The 14,857-nt window shown below is 64.3% G+C and carries 18 protein-coding genes; 8 read left to right on the top strand and 10 right to left on the bottom strand.

What is annotated here, in order from left to right:
- Positions 1 to 24 precede the first annotated feature (24 nt).
- A complete protein-coding gene (locus AC0Z2B_RS20095; protein WP_416422885.1) occupies positions 25 to 207 on the top strand; it encodes a hypothetical protein in 183 nt (60 codons plus the stop codon).
- Positions 208 to 216: 9 nt separating this feature from the next.
- On the top strand, positions 217 to 909 hold the full coding sequence (tsaA, locus tag AC0Z2B_RS20100; protein WP_476298944.1) for a tRNA (N6-threonylcarbamoyladenosine(37)-N6)-methyltransferase TrmO: 693 nt from the start codon (positions 217 to 219) through the stop codon (positions 907 to 909).
- Positions 910 to 1,068: 159 nt separating this feature from the next.
- On the opposite strand, the gene fpr is transcribed toward tsaA, so the two are convergent.
- The gene (fpr, locus tag AC0Z2B_RS20105) at positions 1,069 to 1,848 is read right to left on the bottom strand and encodes a ferredoxin-NADP reductase (RefSeq protein ID WP_416422883.1); all 780 of its coding nucleotides are present in this window, start codon (positions 1,846 to 1,848) and stop codon (positions 1,069 to 1,071) included.
- 120 nt (positions 1,849 to 1,968) lie between these two features.
- Here fpr and AC0Z2B_RS20110 point away from each other — a divergent pair, with 120 nt between their 5' ends.
- Positions 1,969 to 2,895: a LysR family transcriptional regulator gene (locus tag AC0Z2B_RS20110; protein WP_416422882.1), complete on the top strand. Its 927-nt coding sequence runs from the start codon at positions 1,969 to 1,971 to the stop codon at positions 2,893 to 2,895.
- 11 nt (positions 2,896 to 2,906) lie between these two features.
- On the opposite strand, the gene AC0Z2B_RS20115 is transcribed toward AC0Z2B_RS20110, so the two are convergent.
- Together AC0Z2B_RS20115 and erdR are read right to left on the bottom strand one after the other, a co-directional pair.
- On the bottom strand, positions 2,907 to 3,269 hold the full coding sequence (locus AC0Z2B_RS20115) for a diacylglycerol kinase (RefSeq protein WP_416422881.1): 363 nt from the start codon (positions 3,267 to 3,269) through the stop codon (positions 2,907 to 2,909).
- Between the two features lie 73 nt (positions 3,270 to 3,342).
- A complete protein-coding gene (gene erdR, locus AC0Z2B_RS20120; protein ID WP_416422880.1) occupies positions 3,343 to 3,993 on the bottom strand; it encodes a response regulator transcription factor ErdR in 651 nt (216 codons plus the stop codon).
- A gap of 226 nt (positions 3,994 to 4,219) precedes the next feature.
- Here erdR and AC0Z2B_RS20125 point away from each other — a divergent pair, with 226 nt between their 5' ends.
- Entirely contained in the window at positions 4,220 to 5,149 is a 930-nt protein-coding gene (locus AC0Z2B_RS20125) for a DMT family transporter (RefSeq protein ID WP_416422879.1), read from the top strand.
- A 63-nt stretch (positions 5,150 to 5,212) separates the two neighbouring features.
- Here AC0Z2B_RS20125 and AC0Z2B_RS20130 read toward each other — a convergent pair whose 3' ends face one another.
- Entirely contained in the window at positions 5,213 to 5,926 is a 714-nt protein-coding gene (locus tag AC0Z2B_RS20130) for a DTW domain-containing protein (RefSeq protein ID WP_473005612.1), read from the bottom strand.
- A 172-nt stretch (positions 5,927 to 6,098) separates the two neighbouring features.
- Between AC0Z2B_RS20130 and AC0Z2B_RS20135 the strand changes: the two genes are divergently transcribed.
- On the top strand, positions 6,099 to 6,527 hold the full coding sequence (locus AC0Z2B_RS20135) for a PA3611 family quorum-sensing-regulated virulence factor (RefSeq protein WP_416422877.1): 429 nt from the start codon (positions 6,099 to 6,101) through the stop codon (positions 6,525 to 6,527).
- Here the strand turns inward: AC0Z2B_RS20135 and AC0Z2B_RS20140 are convergent, their stop codons facing one another.
- The gene (locus tag AC0Z2B_RS20140; RefSeq protein ID WP_416422876.1) at positions 6,528 to 6,722 is read right to left on the bottom strand and encodes a hypothetical protein; all 195 of its coding nucleotides are present in this window, start codon (positions 6,720 to 6,722) and stop codon (positions 6,528 to 6,530) included. It abuts the gene before it with no gap.
- Between the two features lie 281 nt (positions 6,723 to 7,003).
- Between AC0Z2B_RS20140 and AC0Z2B_RS20145 the strand changes: the two genes are divergently transcribed.
- The gene (locus AC0Z2B_RS20145) at positions 7,004 to 8,134 is read left to right on the top strand and encodes an LOG family protein (RefSeq protein WP_476298948.1); all 1,131 of its coding nucleotides are present in this window, start codon (positions 7,004 to 7,006) and stop codon (positions 8,132 to 8,134) included.
- Here the strand turns inward: AC0Z2B_RS20145 and recX are convergent, their stop codons facing one another.
- From recX to AC0Z2B_RS20170, 5 genes are all read right to left on the bottom strand, one after another.
- Positions 8,135 to 8,602, bottom strand: a complete 468-nt coding sequence (gene recX / locus AC0Z2B_RS20150) for a recombination regulator RecX (RefSeq protein WP_476298950.1) — start codon at positions 8,600 to 8,602, stop codon at positions 8,135 to 8,137.
- A gap of 7 nt (positions 8,603 to 8,609) precedes the next feature.
- Positions 8,610 to 9,674, bottom strand: a complete 1,065-nt coding sequence (recA, locus tag AC0Z2B_RS20155) for a recombinase RecA (protein ID WP_416422873.1) — start codon at positions 9,672 to 9,674, stop codon at positions 8,610 to 8,612.
- An 86-nt stretch (positions 9,675 to 9,760) separates the two neighbouring features.
- The gene (locus tag AC0Z2B_RS20160) at positions 9,761 to 10,261 is read right to left on the bottom strand and encodes a CinA family protein (RefSeq protein WP_476298952.1); all 501 of its coding nucleotides are present in this window, start codon (positions 10,259 to 10,261) and stop codon (positions 9,761 to 9,763) included.
- Between the two features lie 65 nt (positions 10,262 to 10,326).
- Entirely contained in the window at positions 10,327 to 10,665 is a 339-nt protein-coding gene (locus tag AC0Z2B_RS20165; protein WP_416422871.1) for a phage holin family protein, read from the bottom strand.
- Positions 10,666 to 10,775: 110 nt separating this feature from the next.
- A complete protein-coding gene (locus tag AC0Z2B_RS20170) occupies positions 10,776 to 11,495 on the bottom strand; it encodes a LexA family transcriptional regulator (protein WP_416422870.1) in 720 nt (239 codons plus the stop codon).
- A 153-nt stretch (positions 11,496 to 11,648) separates the two neighbouring features.
- Here AC0Z2B_RS20170 and mutS point away from each other — a divergent pair, with 153 nt between their 5' ends.
- Positions 11,649 to 14,216, top strand: coding sequence for a DNA mismatch repair protein MutS (mutS, locus tag AC0Z2B_RS20175; protein WP_416422869.1), 2,568 nt, complete (start codon positions 11,649 to 11,651; stop codon positions 14,214 to 14,216).
- Positions 14,217 to 14,355: 139 nt separating this feature from the next.
- A complete protein-coding gene (gene fdxA / locus AC0Z2B_RS20180) occupies positions 14,356 to 14,679 on the top strand; it encodes a ferredoxin FdxA (protein WP_012270863.1) in 324 nt (107 codons plus the stop codon).
- Positions 14,680 to 14,857: the final 178 nt, after the last annotated feature.

Below are 14,857 nucleotides of genomic sequence, written 5' to 3' on the forward strand. Positions count from 1 at the left end.
CGGTGTGTTTTCCAGGAGTTCGACATGTTCACGCGTCTATTGCTTATCGCTGCAGTGGCGTTTCCGTTGCTTGCCTCTGCCGGCCAGGCCCCCTGGTACAAATGGCAGAGCATCACCCAGAACGGCGCCATGGTCTGCTCGCAAACCAACCCCGGTGCTGGCTGGCAGCGCATGTCCGGCCCCTACGACAACGCCGGTTGCCGTTGAACCCTGCCCATGACCTATAGCGTTTCGCCCATCGGTTTCGTCCGTTCGTGCTTCAAGGAAAAATTCGCCATCCCCCGCCAGCCGCAATTGGCACCCGCCGCCCGGGGGGTGCTGGAGCTGGTCGCGCCGTTTGACCAGGGTGACGCAGTGCAGGGCCTGGAACAGGTGAGCCACGTGTGGCTGCTGTTCCTGTTCCACCAGGCGCTGGAAGACAAGCCACGCCTGAAGGTGCGGCCGCCGCGCCTGGGCGGCAACAAGTCCATGGGCGTGTTCGCCACCCGCGCCACCCACCGGCCCAACGGTATCGGCCAGTCGGTGGTGCGCCTGGACAAGGTGGAGGCCGGCAAGCTGTGGTTGTCGGGCATCGATCTGCTGGACGGCACCCCGGTGCTGGACATCAAGCCCTACGTGCCCTACGCCGACAGCCTGCCCCACGCCCGCAACGACATGGCTGGCGAAGCGCCAGCGGCGATTGCCGTGACCTGGGCGGATAGTGCCCTACTGCAGGCACACAGCCACGCCACGCGGCTTGCAGAGCCCCTGGTGGCCCTGATTGAGCAGTGCCTGGCCCAGGACCCGCGCCCGGCGTACCAGGTGCCGGCGCCGGAACGCGAATATGGGGTGCGGTTCTGGGACGTGGAGGTGCGCTGGCATTACCCGACGCTCGATACCATCCGCGTTCTGGAAGTGGTAACCGCGTAGCCGCTGCCGCCAGGCTGCGCTGGCCTTGATGGTCGCTGGAGATCTTCGGTGAGGCACAGGGCCAGCGCAGCCTGCGGCCGCGGCGAGGGGTGCCGGGCGCGTTGAAATGACGGGCATAAAAAAACCGCCCCTCGGGGCGGTTTTTTATTGAGCGAGGGCTTACTTCTCGACGAAGGCGCGCTCGATCAGGTAGTCACCCGGCTCGCGCATGCGCGGCGATACGGTCAGGCCGAAGCTGTTGAGCACTTCGCTGGTCTCGTCGAGCATGCTCGGGCTGCCGCACAGCATGGCGCGGTCGTCCTGCGGGTTGATCGGCGGCAGGCCGATGTCGCGGAACAGCTTGCCGCTGCGCATCAGGTCGGTCAGGCGGCCTTCGTTCTCGAACGGCTCGCGCGTCACGGTTGGGTAGTAGATCAGCTTCTCGCGCAGGGCTTCGCCGAAGAACTCGTTCTGTGGCAGGTGCTCGGTGATGAACTCGCGGTAGGCGACTTCGTTCACGTAGCGCACGCCGTGGCACAGGATGACCTTGTCGAAACGCTCGTAGGTTTCCGGGTCCTGGATCACGCTCATGAACGGCGCCAGGCCAGTGCCGGTGCTCAGCAGGTACAGGTGCTTGCCGGGCTTGAGGTCATCGAGTACCAGCGTGCCGGTGGGCTTCTTGCTGATGATGATCTCGTCGCCTTCCTTCAGGTGCTGCAGCTGGGAAGTCAGCGGGCCGTCCGGCACCTTGATGCTGAAGAATTCCAGATGCTCTTCCCAGTTCGGGCTGGCGATGGAGTACGCGCGCATCAGCGGGCGGCCGTTGGGCTGCTGCAGGCCGATCATCACGAACTGACCGTTCTCGAAGCGCAGGCCCGGGTCGCGGGTGCACTTGAAGCTGAACAGGGTGTCATTCCAGTGATGGACACTGAGTACACGTTCGTGGTTCATGTTGCTCATGTACGGGGGCTCCTCAGAAAACGCGTGCGCCGAACGAGAGCGCGATTGCGCGATATTCTAACGGCAGCGACAATATCTGTTAATTGAATTATCAAGATATGGGTTATCGGTTATATAGATATGCGATTTACTCTACGCCAGCTCCAGGTTTTCGTCGCTGTGGCCCAGCAGGAAAGTGTTTCCCGCGCCGCCAGCCTGCTGGCGTTGTCGCAATCGGCCGCCAGCACCTCCATCACTGAACTTGAGCGCCAGTCCAGCTGCCAGCTGTTCGACCGCGCCGGCAAGCGCCTGAGCCTCAACGCCCTGGGCCATCAGCTGCTGCCCCAGGCGGTGGCCCTGCTCGACCAGGCCAAGGAAATCGAAGACCTGCTCAACGGCAAGTCCGGGTTCGGCTCCCTGGCCGTGGGTGCCACCCTGACCATCGGCAACTATTTGGCCACCTTGTTGATCGGCAGCTTCATGCAGGTGCATCCGGAAAGCCAGGTGAAGCTGCACGTGCAGAATACCGCCAACATCGTGCACCAGGTGGCGCACTATGAAATTGACCTGGGCCTGATCGAAGGCGACTGCAACCACCCGGACATCGAAGTGCAGCCCTGGGTGGCCGACGAATTGGTGGTGTTCTGCGCCCCGCGCCACCCGCTGGCGGCGGTGGGCAAGGCAACCCTGGACGAGCTGACCCGCGAGGCGTGGATTCTGCGCGAACAAGGCTCAGGCACGCGCCTGACCTTCGACCAGGCCATGCGCCATCACCGCTCCATGCTCAACGTGCGCCTGGAGCTGGAACACACCGAAGCCATCAAGCGCGCGGTGGAGTCGGGGCTGGGCATCGGCTGCATCTCGCGCCTGGCCCTGCGCGACGCGTTTCGCCGGGGCAGCCTGGTGCCGGTGGAAACCCCGGACCTGGACCTGACCCGGGAATTCTTCTTCATCTGGCACAAGCAGAAATACCAGACCCAGGCCATGCGCGAGTTCCTCGAACTGTGCCGGGCCTTCACCGCCGGGGTGGCGCGCAGCGACGAGATCGTGCTGCCGGCCATCCCCTGAGCAGCGCCGGGTCAGAGCAGGATCACGCCCCACACCAGGGCGATCATGCACAACACCACGAATTGCGCGGCGCTGCCCATGTCCTTGGCGTTCTTGGACAGCGGGTGGCGGTCCAGGGAAATGCGGTCGATAGCAGCCTCGACGGCCGAGTTGAACAGCTCCACGATCAGCGCCAGCAGGCACACGGCGATCAGCACGGCGCGCTCCACGCGGCTCACGTGCAGCAGGAAGGCCAGCGGGATCAGCACCACGTTGAGCAGCACCAGCTGGCGGAAGGCGGCCTCGCCGACGAAGGCGGCGCGCAGGCCATCCAGGGAATAGCCAGTGGCGTTGAAGATGCGTTTCAGGCCGGTCTGGCCTTTATATGGAGACATGAAGGGTCAACTGTTACAAAGAAAAAGGGAAGCTAATGCAGCATTTGTCAAAAAAGTGTGAAGGCAAAGTGCCTTACGACGACGAAATTGACTCAAGTTGTTGCAGCAGCAGCGCGGCCTGGGTGCGGGTGCGCACCCCCAGTTTACGGAAGATCGCCGTGACGTGGGCCTTGATGGTGGCCTCCGACACGCTCAGTTCATAAGCGATCTGCTTGTTCAGCAAGCCCTCGCAGACCATGGTCAGCACCCGGAACTGCTGCGGCGTCAGGCTGGCAAGGCCTTCGCTGGCGGCCTTGGCCTCGGCCGAGACGCTGACCGCCTCGAACGCCTGGGGCGGCCACCAGACGTCGCCATCCAGCACGTTGCGCACCGCTTCCTGGATCACTTCCAGGGGGCTGGACTTGGGGATGAAGCCGCTGGCGCCGAATTCGCGCGCGCGCACCACCACCGCCGCCTCTTCCTGGGCGGACACCATCACCACCGGCACCTGCGGGTATTGCCCGCGCAGCAGCACCAGGCCCGAGAAGCCATAGGCCCCCGGCATGTTCAAATCCAGCAGCACCAGGTCCCAGTCGGCCTTGGCGGTAAGCTGCGCTTCCAGCTCGGCAATGCTTGCCACTTCCACCAGGCGGGTGTCAGGCCCCAGCCCCAGGGTCACGGCCTGGCGCAAGGCGCCACGAAAAAGGGGGTGGTCATCGGCTATCAGGATGTCGTATGTGGCCATCGATCTAATGATCCTGTTCTGTGCAGGCACGCAAGGAGTCGGTGCCTGCCGAGGCGACTCGAGCTTTATTTTAACGCCAACTCACGGTCAGGGTTGGCGATTGCGGCAGTTCAGGCGCCCGGGTCGGCGCCAAGGATGCCGACGCCTGACAGGGTGGTCAAGTTCGGTGGTTTGCGGCTAAAGTCGCAGCCCGTTTTTCGCCACCCTTCACAACAAGAGAATACCCATGCGTCGCCAAGCCTTGCGTGCTGACCTGCTGATGTTATTGACCGCCATGATCTGGGGCAGCGGCTTCGTCGCCCAGACCGCCGGCATGCAGCACATCGGGCCCTTCCTTTATTCCGGGCTGCGCTTCGCCCTGGGTTCGCTGTGCCTGCTGCCCCTGGTGCTGGGCCGCGGCAACCCCAGCCAACCGCCGCGCGAACCGTTCATGACCCGCGGCCTGTGGCTGGGCGGCGTGCTGATGGGCCTGGCGCTGGCGCTGGGCATCAACCTGCAGCAGGTGGGCCTGCTGTTCACCAGCGTCACCAACTCCGGTTTCATCACCGGCCTCTACGTCATTGTAGTGCCTGTGCTGGGCATGCTGATGGGCCACAAGACCGGCATGGGCACCTGGCTGGGCGCGGGCCTGGCGGTGCTGGGGATGTTCCTGCTGAGCGTGGGCGACAACTTCCACGTGTCGTCCGGCGACTGGCTGCAGCTGGCCGGCGCGTTCGTGTGGGGTGGCCACGTGGTGCTGGTGGGCGTGTTCGCCAGCCGGCATGACCCCATTCGCCTGGCGTTCCTGCAATTTGCCACCTGCTCGGTGGTGAGCCTGGTGCTGGCGTTGGTGATGGAGCCAATCGCCCTGGACGCGATCATCGCCGCCGGCCCGGCCTTGCTGTACGGCGGCATCGTCGCCGTGGGCATCGGCTACACCCTGCAGGTGGTGGCGCAGAAGGACGCCATCGCTTCCCACGCGGCGATCATCCTGTCGCTGGAAGCGGTGTTCGCCGCCATCGCCGGGGCGTGGCTGCTGGGTGAGTCGCTGCAGATGCGCGGCTACCTGGGCTGCGGGCTGATGCTGGCGGGGATGTTGATTGCGCAGCTATGGCCGCAAAAGCACTCTACCCCCGTAGCCGCTGCCGCAGGCTGCGCTGGCCCCGAGCCACGCTGAAGATTACAGCGCACCGTCAGGCCAGCGCAGCCTGGCGGCAGCGGCTACGCAGAATGCATCGTTTCAGGAAACCAGGGCCTGCAGGCGAACATGGACCTCGTCCTGTTCGTCCAGCGGCAACTGGAACTTGGCCGCCAGGTAGTGGCCGGTGAACACGTCCAGCCAGGCGTCGAGCACGCTGGCCGCCTGCTGGTCGCCGGCCAGTTCCAGGCACAGCGCCGCCACTTCCGCGGTGCAGAAATGATCGTCGCGCTTGGAGCGCCGCAGCTTGTAGCGCGACAGCTGGTCGCTGGCCAGGCTCAGCACCGGGAAACGTTCCAGGTACGGGCTCTTGCGGAACATCTTGCGGGCTTCGGTCCAGGTTGCGTCCAGCAGGATAAACAGCGGGCGCTTGCCTGGCGTGGCGGCCACCTCGGTCACCACCCGCTCCGGCGCCACGAACTCGCCCGGGAAGACGATATAGGGCTGCCACTGCGGATCGTCCAGCAGCGCCAGCAACTGTTCGTCCACGTCGGTACGCGACCAGGTGAAGGCCTGGGTATCAGGCAGGATATCGGCGATCAGCCAGCCGGTGTTCGACGGCTTCAGCGGCTCGACGTCGTGCATCAGCAGGCACACCGCGCCATGGGCCTCGACCGTCGGGCGGAATTTGCACAGGCAGTAATCGAAGATCACCCGGCAGCCCGGGCAACGCGGCGCGCGCGAACCACGGGCGGTGAACGGCTGGAGGCAACGGGCCAGGCGTTCGGAACGCAGGCGGGAAACGGCGTGGGACATGGGTCTACAGCACTCGCGGGCAACGACTGGCAACGGTCGCCAGCCTGAACGAGCGTGAGTTTATCAGAGCTTTGACTGCCGGACCGTCGGGTTTGCCCCTATAATCGGCGGCTTTATGAACGCACAGTCCGGTTGCTGGTCCAACGGCCAGTCACCGAATCAGGAGAGTTTCATGCTGCGCTTTATCGCCCCCCTTACCCTCTTGCTGGCCCTGCCCCTGGCGTCCCAGGCCGCATCGTTGCAGGAGTTCGAGCTGGGCAAGCTGCTTCAGCAGGTCGCCGAGCAGAGCAACGCCGGCACCCCGCGCGAAATCAACGAGAACATCCTGGACCAGGGTTACACGGTTGAAGGCAGCGAGCTGGTCGACCACCTGAGCGTCCAACAGGGCGAGGCCGCCAACATGCGCGCCAACCCTGAAGCGGTGCGTGTGCAGCTGGGCCGTAGCGTGTGCAGCAACAAAGGCTTCCGTAACTTGATGAACAAGGGCGCCGCCCTGCGCTACGAGTTCACCGAGAACCACACCAACCTGGCCGTTACCACCCAGCGCTATACTGCGGAGCACTGCGCGATGCTGGATAACAAGGGCGGCAAGAAGAAGTAATCAGCCAATGCGTTCGCGGCGTTGCGCGTCATCAGCGCGCAGCTCCGCCACCAGTGCCTGCATGTAGCGCGAGCGCCGCTGGGCGCCGTCCAGCCGCCGCAGGCATTCTTCCTCAAGCGTGACGTTATTGGCCTGGGCCGCCCGGTTCAGCAGCACCAATAACTCGTTGTCCACTTCCAGGCTGATTCGCTTCATCCTGCCTCCGTGCGCCATTGTCCTTCGACGACATTATTTTGCCATCTCTGTTTAACCAGTAAATCAGAGCTTTCGGCCTATTGGATCCGTCCAGACGAGCGGTCACCGCCGACGCATAAGGCGCATCTGCCCGCCAGCAGCTAGATTTACATCAATGCCCCTCGTGGGCTGACTGCAATGTCCATGGCGTAGCCTGGACGGCCAGCGACACAAGCCGTGTCGCGGCCCGGCCGAACTGCTCGGCGCGGGCCAAAGGTTCATATGCAGAAGGAGATGGTTGAATGCCTTACGAACCGAATGATTTCCTGTCCAGCCACTTCAACAGCAATGGCCTGGACCTCACCCGCCAGGTGGAAGCCCAGCTCAGCCTGATAGCCCCCAACAGCCCGAACCTGACCCTGTACCGCGACATGATGCTGACCGTGCTGCGCATGGCCCAGGACGACCGCAACCGCTGGAACGCCAAGATCACCCTGCAGGCCCTGCGCGAGCTGGAACATGCCTTCCGGGTGCTGGAACAATTCAAGGGCCGCCGCAAGGTCACCGTCTTCGGCTCGGCGCGCACGCCTCAGGAACACCCGCTGTACGGCCTGGCCCGTGAGCTGGGTGCAGCGCTGGCGCAAAACGACCTGATGGTGATCACCGGCGCCGGCGGCGGCATCATGGCCGCCGCCCATGAGGGCGCGGGCCTGGCCCACAGCCTGGGCTTCAACATCACCCTGCCCTTCGAGCAACATGCCAACGCCACCATGGAAGGCAGCGAGCAACTGCTGCCCTTCCACTTCTTCTTCATCCGCAAGCTGTTCTTCGTCAAGGAGGCTGACGCACTGGTGCTCTGCCCGGGCGGCTTCGGCACGCTGGACGAGGCCTTGGAGGTGCTGACCCTGATCCAGACCGGCAAGAGCCCATTAGTGCCAGTGGTGCTGATCGACGCCCCGGGCGGCAGCTTCTGGCAGGACTGCCTGGACTTCATCGGCAAGCAGCTGCGCGACAACCACTACATCCTGCCCACCGACCTCAAGCTGATGCGCCTGGTGTACAGCGCCGAGGAAGCCGTGGCGGAGATCAACCAGTTCTACGCCAACTTCCACTCCAGCCGCTGGCTGAAGCACCTGTTCGTGATTCGCCTGCGCCATGCCTTGAGCGACGACGCTCTGGCCCAGGTGCGGCAGCGGTTCGCCGACCTGTGCCTGAGCGACACCTTCCACCAGCATGGCTATGACGGCGAGACCTTCGAGGAGCCGCAGTTCAGCCACCTGACGCGCCTGGCGTTCACCTTCAATGGCCGCGACAACGGCCGCCTGCGAGAGCTGGTGGACTACCTCAACTTGCCGGAGAACTGGGCCGCGGAAGCCGCCAGCCCGCCAGCGAGCGCCGGCGCCCGCCCGCGGAAAAACGCCAAGGTAACCTGATCAGTCGTCCAGGCCACGGCCGCTGAGCAGGCGGCCGATGAGGTCCATGGGGTAGCCCCGATAGGCCAGGAAGCGCGTTTGCTGGGCGCGGCTGCGCGGGTCGACGGGCAGTTGCCCGGCGAACTTGCGCTGCCAGACCTCGGTCAACTGCGCCGCCCAATCGAACCCGCTTTCGCGCAGCGCCTGCTCGACGTCCGCGCGTTGCAGGCCACGCTGGCCCAGCTCTTCGCGAATGCGCGCAGGCCCGTAGCCGGAGCGGGCACGGTAGTTGATGAAGGCTTCGAGGTAACGCGACTCGGACAGCAGGCTCTCTTCCGTCAGACGGTCGAGTTCCTGTTCGATCAATTCGGGAGGAGCGCCGCGCTGACGCAGCTTGCGCGTCAGCTCGACTCGACCGTGCTCGCGTCGCGCAAGCAGGTCCATTGCAGCCCGTCGCACCGCGACGGGGGTATCCAGGATGACAGCCATGACGTGATTAGAAATCGACGTCGGCGTCTACCATTTCGTCTTCGGCATCCGCTTCTACCACGGGTGCTTTCTTGGCATCGACACCGCCGGTCAGCAGCTTGTCGCGGATCTGCTTCTCGAGGGCCGCACCGATTTCCGGGTTATCCGCCAGGAACTTGGCCGAGTTGGCCTTGCCCTGACCGATCTTGCTGCCCTGGTAGCTGTACCAGGCGCCGGCTTTTTCCAGCAGGCCGTTGGCCACGCCCAGGTCGATGATCTCGCCGTTGAGGTAGATACCCTTGCCGTAGAGAATCTGGAACTCGGCCTGACGGAACGGCGGAGCCACCTTGTTCTTGACGATCTTGACGCGGGTTTCGCTGCCGACCACTTCGTCGCCTTCTTTCACCGCGCCGGTACGGCGGATGTCCAGGCGCACCGAGGCGTAGAACTTCAGCGCGTTACCACCGGTGGTGGTCTCCGGGCTGCCGAACATCACGCCGATCTTCATGCGGATCTGGTTGATGAAGATGACCAGGCAGTTGGCGTTCTTGATGTTGCCGGTGATCTTGCGCAGCGCCTGGGACATCAGGCGAGCCTGCAGGCCCACGTGCATGTCGCCCATCTCGCCTTCGATCTCGGCCTTGGGTACCAGGGCTGCCACGGAGTCGACGATGATCACGTCAACGGCGTTGGAGCGCACCAGCATGTCGGTGATTTCCAGGGCCTGCTCGCCGGTGTCCGGCTGCGAGACCAGCAGGTCGTCGACGTTCACGCCCAACTTGCCGGCGTACTCAGGGTCCAGCGCGTGCTCGGCGTCGACGAAGGCGCAGGTGGCGCCCATCTTCTGTGCCTGGGCGATCACGGACAGGGTCAGGGTGGTCTTACCCGACGACTCAGGGCCGTAGATCTCAACGATACGGCCTTTTGGCAGGCCGCCAATGCCCAGGGCGATGTCCAGGCCCAGGGAACCGGTGGAGATAGCCGGGATGGCCTGGCGGTCGTGGTCGCCCATACGCATTACGGCACCCTTGCCGAATTGACGTTCGATCTGACCCAGGGCCGCAGCCAAGGCTTTCTTCTTGTTGTCGTCCATTAAAGTCCTCTCTAAAAATCAATAAGGCCAGAAGGCCGGATAACTGTATAAGTAGCCAGTATTATTCCACAGGGAGCCGGGCACGCCTACCCCCGTGTTGAGATTTCTCCTGCTACAAGACGTATCAGCCCCTCTAGCGCGGCCTTTACCGTTTGTCGGCGGACCTCATCGCGGTCGCCGGCGAACAGCTGGCGCTCGGCAAGCACCCGCCCATCCACCGCCCAGGCCAGCCACACGGTGCCCACCGGCTTGCCCGGCGTGCCGCCGTCCGGCCCGGCAATGCCGCTGACCGCCACGGCGAACCGCGCCCCGCTGCGGGCCTGGGCGCCCAGGGCCATGGCCTCGACCACCTCGCGGCTGACCGCGCCGACGCTGGCGAACAAAGGCTCGGGCACGCCCAGCTGGGCGGTCTTCTGGGCGTTGGAATAGGTGATGTAGCCGGCCTCGAACCACGCCGAGCTGCCGGGGACGCGGGTGATGGCCTCGCCGATGCCGCCGCCGGTGCAGGATTCGGCGGTGGTGGCCTGGGCCCCCAGGGCCTTGAGCCTTTCGCCCAGCGACTGCGACAGTTGAGTGATCAGGTCCATCGGAAGCTCCATGGCAAGGGAAATTGCCCGCTACCGTACACCAACCGGCGCAAGGCTCGACAGCCTCACAACCGCTTGCGCCGCGAAACCGCGCCCAACCCCAGGCGCTTCACCAGCCAGCGCTCATAGAAGCTGACCGCCACATCGGCACCCGCCATTGCCGTCATGCAGCCAACCGCAGTGGCCGACCACAGCGACAACCCCGCGCCGTACAGCAGCATGGTGCCCGTAAGCCCGCAGACCATGCAGGCGCCGGAACGCATCAATACCCGGCGCAGCAGGCGCCAGCCATGGGTGCCTTCCTTGTCGGCGCGCCACAGTTCGCCAGTGACGCCGCCGAGCAGGGCCAGCAGCATCACCAGCCAGAGTGGCACCTGGTGCAACAACGCTTGATCCATTTGCATATCCGCCCCTCCTGGTGAAGACCTTCAACAGAAGACTATGCACTGATGCATATTAAATCAATGCATAAATGCATTTTTCTGACCGAAGTGAAAAGCACGGGCGTCGAGGGTCAGCGGGCGTACATGCCCCACCAGAACACGTGGCCGAGGATGGTGATCTGTTCGTCCTGCATCTGCGCGAAGCTATAGTCTTCGTCGGGATGTTCTTCACGGTTGAAGCTGCGCAGGCGGATGCCGGTAGGCAAGCGGTACAGCTGCTTCACCCGCAACTGGCCATTGTGGTTGATGGCGTAGAGGTCGCCATCGACGATATCGCCGATGCCACGCTTGCCCGAGTTCACCCCCACCGTGGCGCCGTCGCGCAACACCGGCAGCATGCTGTTGCCACGCACCGTCACGCATTTGGCCTGGTCGAACTGCACGCCGTTGTGGCGCAGGCTGCGCTTGCCGAAGCGCAGGCTGGCGCGCTCGCTTTCCTCGATGACAAAGCGGCCCGAGCCGGCGGCCAGTTCCACCTCGCGCAGGAAGGGAATGGACACCTCGTCGTCCTCCACGGGCGTGTCGTCGTCCCATAGGCTGATGTCGCGCAGCTCGGCATGGCCGCCCCCTGCCGCCGGCAGGCTGGCGCGCCCCCGCAGTTGGTCGGTGCTGACACGGAAATAGTCCGCCAACTTGGCGATGTGCTTGTCGGCGGGGTCGACGATCTTTCCGCCCAGGATGCGCGACAGGGTGGACTGCGGCACGCCGGTGCGCCGGTGCAGCTCCGTGGCGGAGAGACCTTCGCGGGCGAGCAGTTCCTTGAGGACGGTGGCTACGGTACGTGTGTGCATGCAATGCATAGTGCTACCCCCTTGTGCATTTTGCAATGCTGGCGGGCATTTCCCACATATAGAAGCAACGCGCAGGCGGCAAGCCATGAAAAATCCCTGTAGTATTCGCCGCTTGCCTTTTGACACACCCGCCACTGCGAGCCAAGTTTCTGCATGAGTGATCTTTCCAGCCACACCCCCATGATGCAGCAGTACTGGAAGCTGAAGAACCAGCATCCGGATCAGTTGATGTTCTACCGCATGGGCGATTTCTACGAGATCTTCTACGAAGACGCGAAGAAAGCGGCCAAGTTGCTGGATATCACCCTCACGGCCCGCGGCCAGTCGGCGGGGCAGTCGATTCCCATGTGCGGCATTCCGTACCACGCCGCCGAGGGCTACCTGGCCAAGCTGGTGAAGCTGGGCGAGTCGGTGGTCATCTGCGAGCAGGTGGGCGACCCGGCCACCAGCAAGGGCCCGGTGGAACGCCAGGTGGTGCGCATCATCACCCCCGGCACGGTCAGCGACGAGGCGTTGCTGGACGAGCGCCGCGACAACCTGATCGCCGCGGTGCTGGGCGACGAGCGTCTGTTCGGCCTGGCGGTGCTGGACATCACCAGCGGCAATTTCTCGGTGCTCGAGATCAAGGGCTGGGAAAGCCTGTTGGCCGAGCTTGAGCGCATCAACCCGGTTGAGCTGCTGATCCCCGATGACTGGCCCCAAGGCCTGCCGGCGGAAAAGCGCCGTGGTTCGCGCCGCCGCGCGCCGTGGGACTTCGAGCGTGACACCGCGCACAAGAGCCTGTGCCAGCAGTTCTCCACCCAGGACCTCAAGGGTTTTGGCTGCGAGAACCTGACCCTGGCCATCGGCGCCGCCGGCTGCCTGCTGGGCTACGCCAAGGAAACCCAGCGCACCGCCCTGCCGCACCTGCGCAGCCTGCGCCACGAGCGCCTGGATGACACCGTGGTGCTGGACGGCGCCAGCCGGCGCAACCTGGAGCTGGACACCAACCTGGCCGGCGGGCGCGACAACACCCTGCAATCGGTGATCGACCGCTGCCAGACTGCCATGGGCAGCCGCCTGCTGACCCGCTGGCTGAACCGCCCGCTGCGCGACCTGAAGGTGCTGCAGGCGCGCCAGAGCTCGATCCGCTGCCTGCTGGAGGGCTACCGTTTCGAAAGCCTGCAGCCGCAGTTGAAAGAAATCGGCGACATCGAGCGCATTCTCGCCCGCATCGGCCTGCGCAACGCCCGCCCGCGCGACCTGGCGCGCCTGCGCGACGCGCTGGCGGCGCTGCCGGACCTGCAAGTGGCGATGTCCGACCTGGAAGCGCCGCACCTGGCGCTGCTGGCGACCATCGCTGGCACCTACCCGGAGCTGGCCGACCTGCTGGCCAAGGCCATCATCGACAACCCGCCGGCGGTCATCCGTGACGGCGGCGTGCTCAAGACCGGCTACGACAGCGAGCTGGACGAGCTGCTGGCCCTGAGCGAGAACGCCGGCCAGTTCCTGATCGACCTGGAGGCACGCGAGAAAGCCCGCACTGGCCTGGCCAACCTGAAGGTCGGCTACAACCGCGTGCACGGCTACTTCATCGAGCTGCCCAGCAAGCAGGCCGAGCAGGCGCCAGCGGACTACATCCGCCGCCAGACCCTGAAAGGCGCCGAGCGCTTCATCACCCCGGAGCTGAAAGAGTTCGAGGACAAGGCGCTGTCGGCGAAAAGCCGCGCCCTGGCCCGCGAGAAGATGCTCTACGACGCGCTGCTGGAAAACCTCATCGGCCACCTGCCACCGCTGCAGGACACCGCCGCGGCCCTGGCCGAGCTGGACGTGTTGAGCAACCTGGCCGAGCGCGCGCTGAACCTGGACCTCAACTGCCCGGTGTTCGTCGACGAGCCCTGCCTGCGCATCAACCAGGGCCGCCATCCGGTGGTGGAACAGGTGCTGACCACGCCGTTCGTGGCCAACGACCTGAGCCTGGACAACGACACCCGCATGCTGGTGATCACCGGCCCGAACATGGGCGGTAAATCCACCTACATGCGCCAGACTGCGCTGATCGTGCTGATGGCCCACATCGGCAGCTTCGTGCCGGCCGCCGGCTGCGAGCTGTCGCTGGTGGACCGCATCTTCACCCGTATCGGCTCCAGCGACGACCTGGCCGGCGGGCGCTCGACCTTCATGGTGGAAATGAGCGAAACTGCCAACATCCTCCACAACGCCACGGACAAGAGCCTGGTGCTGATGGACGAAGTGGGCCGCGGCACCAGCACCTTCGACGGCCTGTCGCTGGCCTGGGCCGCCGCCGAGCGCCTGGCGCAACTGCGCGCCTACACGCTGTTTGCCACGCACTATTTCGAATTGACGGTACTGCCGGAAAACGAACCGCTGGTCGCCAACGTGCACCTGAGCGCCACCGAGCACAAGGAGCGCATCGTGTTCCTGCACCACGTACTGCCCGGCCCTGCCAGCCAGAGCTACGGCCTGGCCGTGGCACAGTTGGCCGGCGTGCCGAACCCAGTGATCGCCCGCGCCAAGGAACACCTGGGCCGCCTGGAAACGGCGAGCCTGCCACACGAACCAGTCGCCAGCGCCCCGGGCCAACCCCAGGTACCGCACCAGAGTGACCTGTTCGCCAGCTTGCCGCACCCGGTGCTGGAGCAACTCAGCAAGACCGACATTGATGGCCTGACGCCACGTCAAGCAATCGAATTGCTCTATACACTGAAGACTCGGATCTAACGCAGCAGCGCACAAGCTGATAGAATCCCGCGCGGTTTGGGAATGCCACGGGCTCTTAGCCTGGTCCGCCGGCTGACCAGCCCAAACCAAGCGGCCCTGGATCAGGGGCTTCGCTGCCGCCTTGAGGAGATATTTTGAAATGACCTTCGTCGTCACCGACAACTGCATCAAGTGCAAATACACCGACTGCGTCGAAGTCTGTCCGGTGGACTGCTTCTACGAAGGCCCGAACTTCCTGGTAATTCACCCGGATGAGTGCATCGATTGCGCACTGTGCGAGCCTGAGTGCCCTGCCCAAGCCATTTTCTCTGAAGACGAAATCCCGGCCGGGATGGAGAACTTCATCGAGTTGAACGCCGAGCTGGCAGAGGTCTGGCCCAACATCACCGAGCGCAAGGATGCCCTGCCTGACGCTGAAGAGTGGGACGGCAAGACCGGCAAGATCGCTGACCTGGAGCGCTAAGGCGTTCGAGGTTGCAGAAAAAGGCCCCGTGAAGGGGCTTTTTTTTTGCGTGTGTCCCGTCCTGAATAAGGTTTACACCTTCTGACCAATCCTCAGGAGGAATCAATGGATTCAGGCAAAAGGCGGAGTCAGCGCGATTACACGCTAGCCTTTAAATTGTCGGTCGTAGACCAGGTCG

This window comes from Pseudomonas sp. GYB4201 (assembly GCF_056312595.1).

Bases quoted from the DNA above. Each gene is read 5' to 3' on its own strand.
- AC0Z2B_RS20135 (WP_416422877.1), top strand. From the start codon at position 6,099: ATGCTGCGCTTTATCGCCCCCCTTACCCTCTTGCTGGCCCTGCCCCTG.
- AC0Z2B_RS20170 (WP_416422870.1), bottom strand. From the start codon at position 11,495: ATGCACACACGTACCGTAGCCACCGTCCTCAAGGAACTGCTCGCCCGC.
- fdxA (WP_012270863.1), top strand. From the start codon at position 14,356: ATGACCTTCGTCGTCACCGACAACTGCATCAAGTGCAAATACACCGAC.
- recX (WP_476298950.1), bottom strand. From the start codon at position 8,602: ATGGCTGTCATCCTGGATACCCCCGTCGCGGTGCGACGGGCTGCAATG.
- AC0Z2B_RS20165 (WP_416422871.1), bottom strand. From the start codon at position 10,665: ATGCAAATGGATCAAGCGTTGTTGCACCAGGTGCCACTCTGGCTGGTG.
- AC0Z2B_RS20140 (WP_416422876.1), bottom strand. From the start codon at position 6,722: ATGAAGCGAATCAGCCTGGAAGTGGACAACGAGTTATTGGTGCTGCTG.
- AC0Z2B_RS20125 (WP_416422879.1), top strand. From the start codon at position 4,220: ATGCGTCGCCAAGCCTTGCGTGCTGACCTGCTGATGTTATTGACCGCC.
- AC0Z2B_RS20130 (WP_473005612.1), bottom strand. From the start codon at position 5,926: ATGTCCCACGCCGTTTCCCGCCTGCGTTCCGAACGCCTGGCCCGTTGC.
- AC0Z2B_RS20110 (WP_416422882.1), top strand. From the start codon at position 1,969: ATGCGATTTACTCTACGCCAGCTCCAGGTTTTCGTCGCTGTGGCCCAG.
- AC0Z2B_RS20145 (WP_476298948.1), top strand. From the start codon at position 7,004: ATGCCTTACGAACCGAATGATTTCCTGTCCAGCCACTTCAACAGCAAT.
- AC0Z2B_RS20160 (WP_476298952.1), bottom strand. From the start codon at position 10,261: ATGGACCTGATCACTCAACTGTCGCAGTCGCTGGGCGAAAGGCTCAAG.
- recA (WP_416422873.1), bottom strand. From the start codon at position 9,674: ATGGACGACAACAAGAAGAAAGCCTTGGCTGCGGCCCTGGGTCAGATC.
- AC0Z2B_RS20095 (WP_416422885.1), top strand. From the start codon at position 25: ATGTTCACGCGTCTATTGCTTATCGCTGCAGTGGCGTTTCCGTTGCTT.
- erdR (WP_416422880.1), bottom strand. From the start codon at position 3,993: ATGGCCACATACGACATCCTGATAGCCGATGACCACCCCCTTTTTCGT.
- AC0Z2B_RS20115 (WP_416422881.1), bottom strand. From the start codon at position 3,269: ATGTCTCCATATAAAGGCCAGACCGGCCTGAAACGCATCTTCAACGCC.
- tsaA (WP_476298944.1), top strand. From the start codon at position 217: ATGACCTATAGCGTTTCGCCCATCGGTTTCGTCCGTTCGTGCTTCAAG.
- mutS (WP_416422869.1), top strand. From the start codon at position 11,649: ATGAGTGATCTTTCCAGCCACACCCCCATGATGCAGCAGTACTGGAAG.
- fpr (WP_416422883.1), bottom strand. From the start codon at position 1,848: ATGAGCAACATGAACCACGAACGTGTACTCAGTGTCCATCACTGGAAT.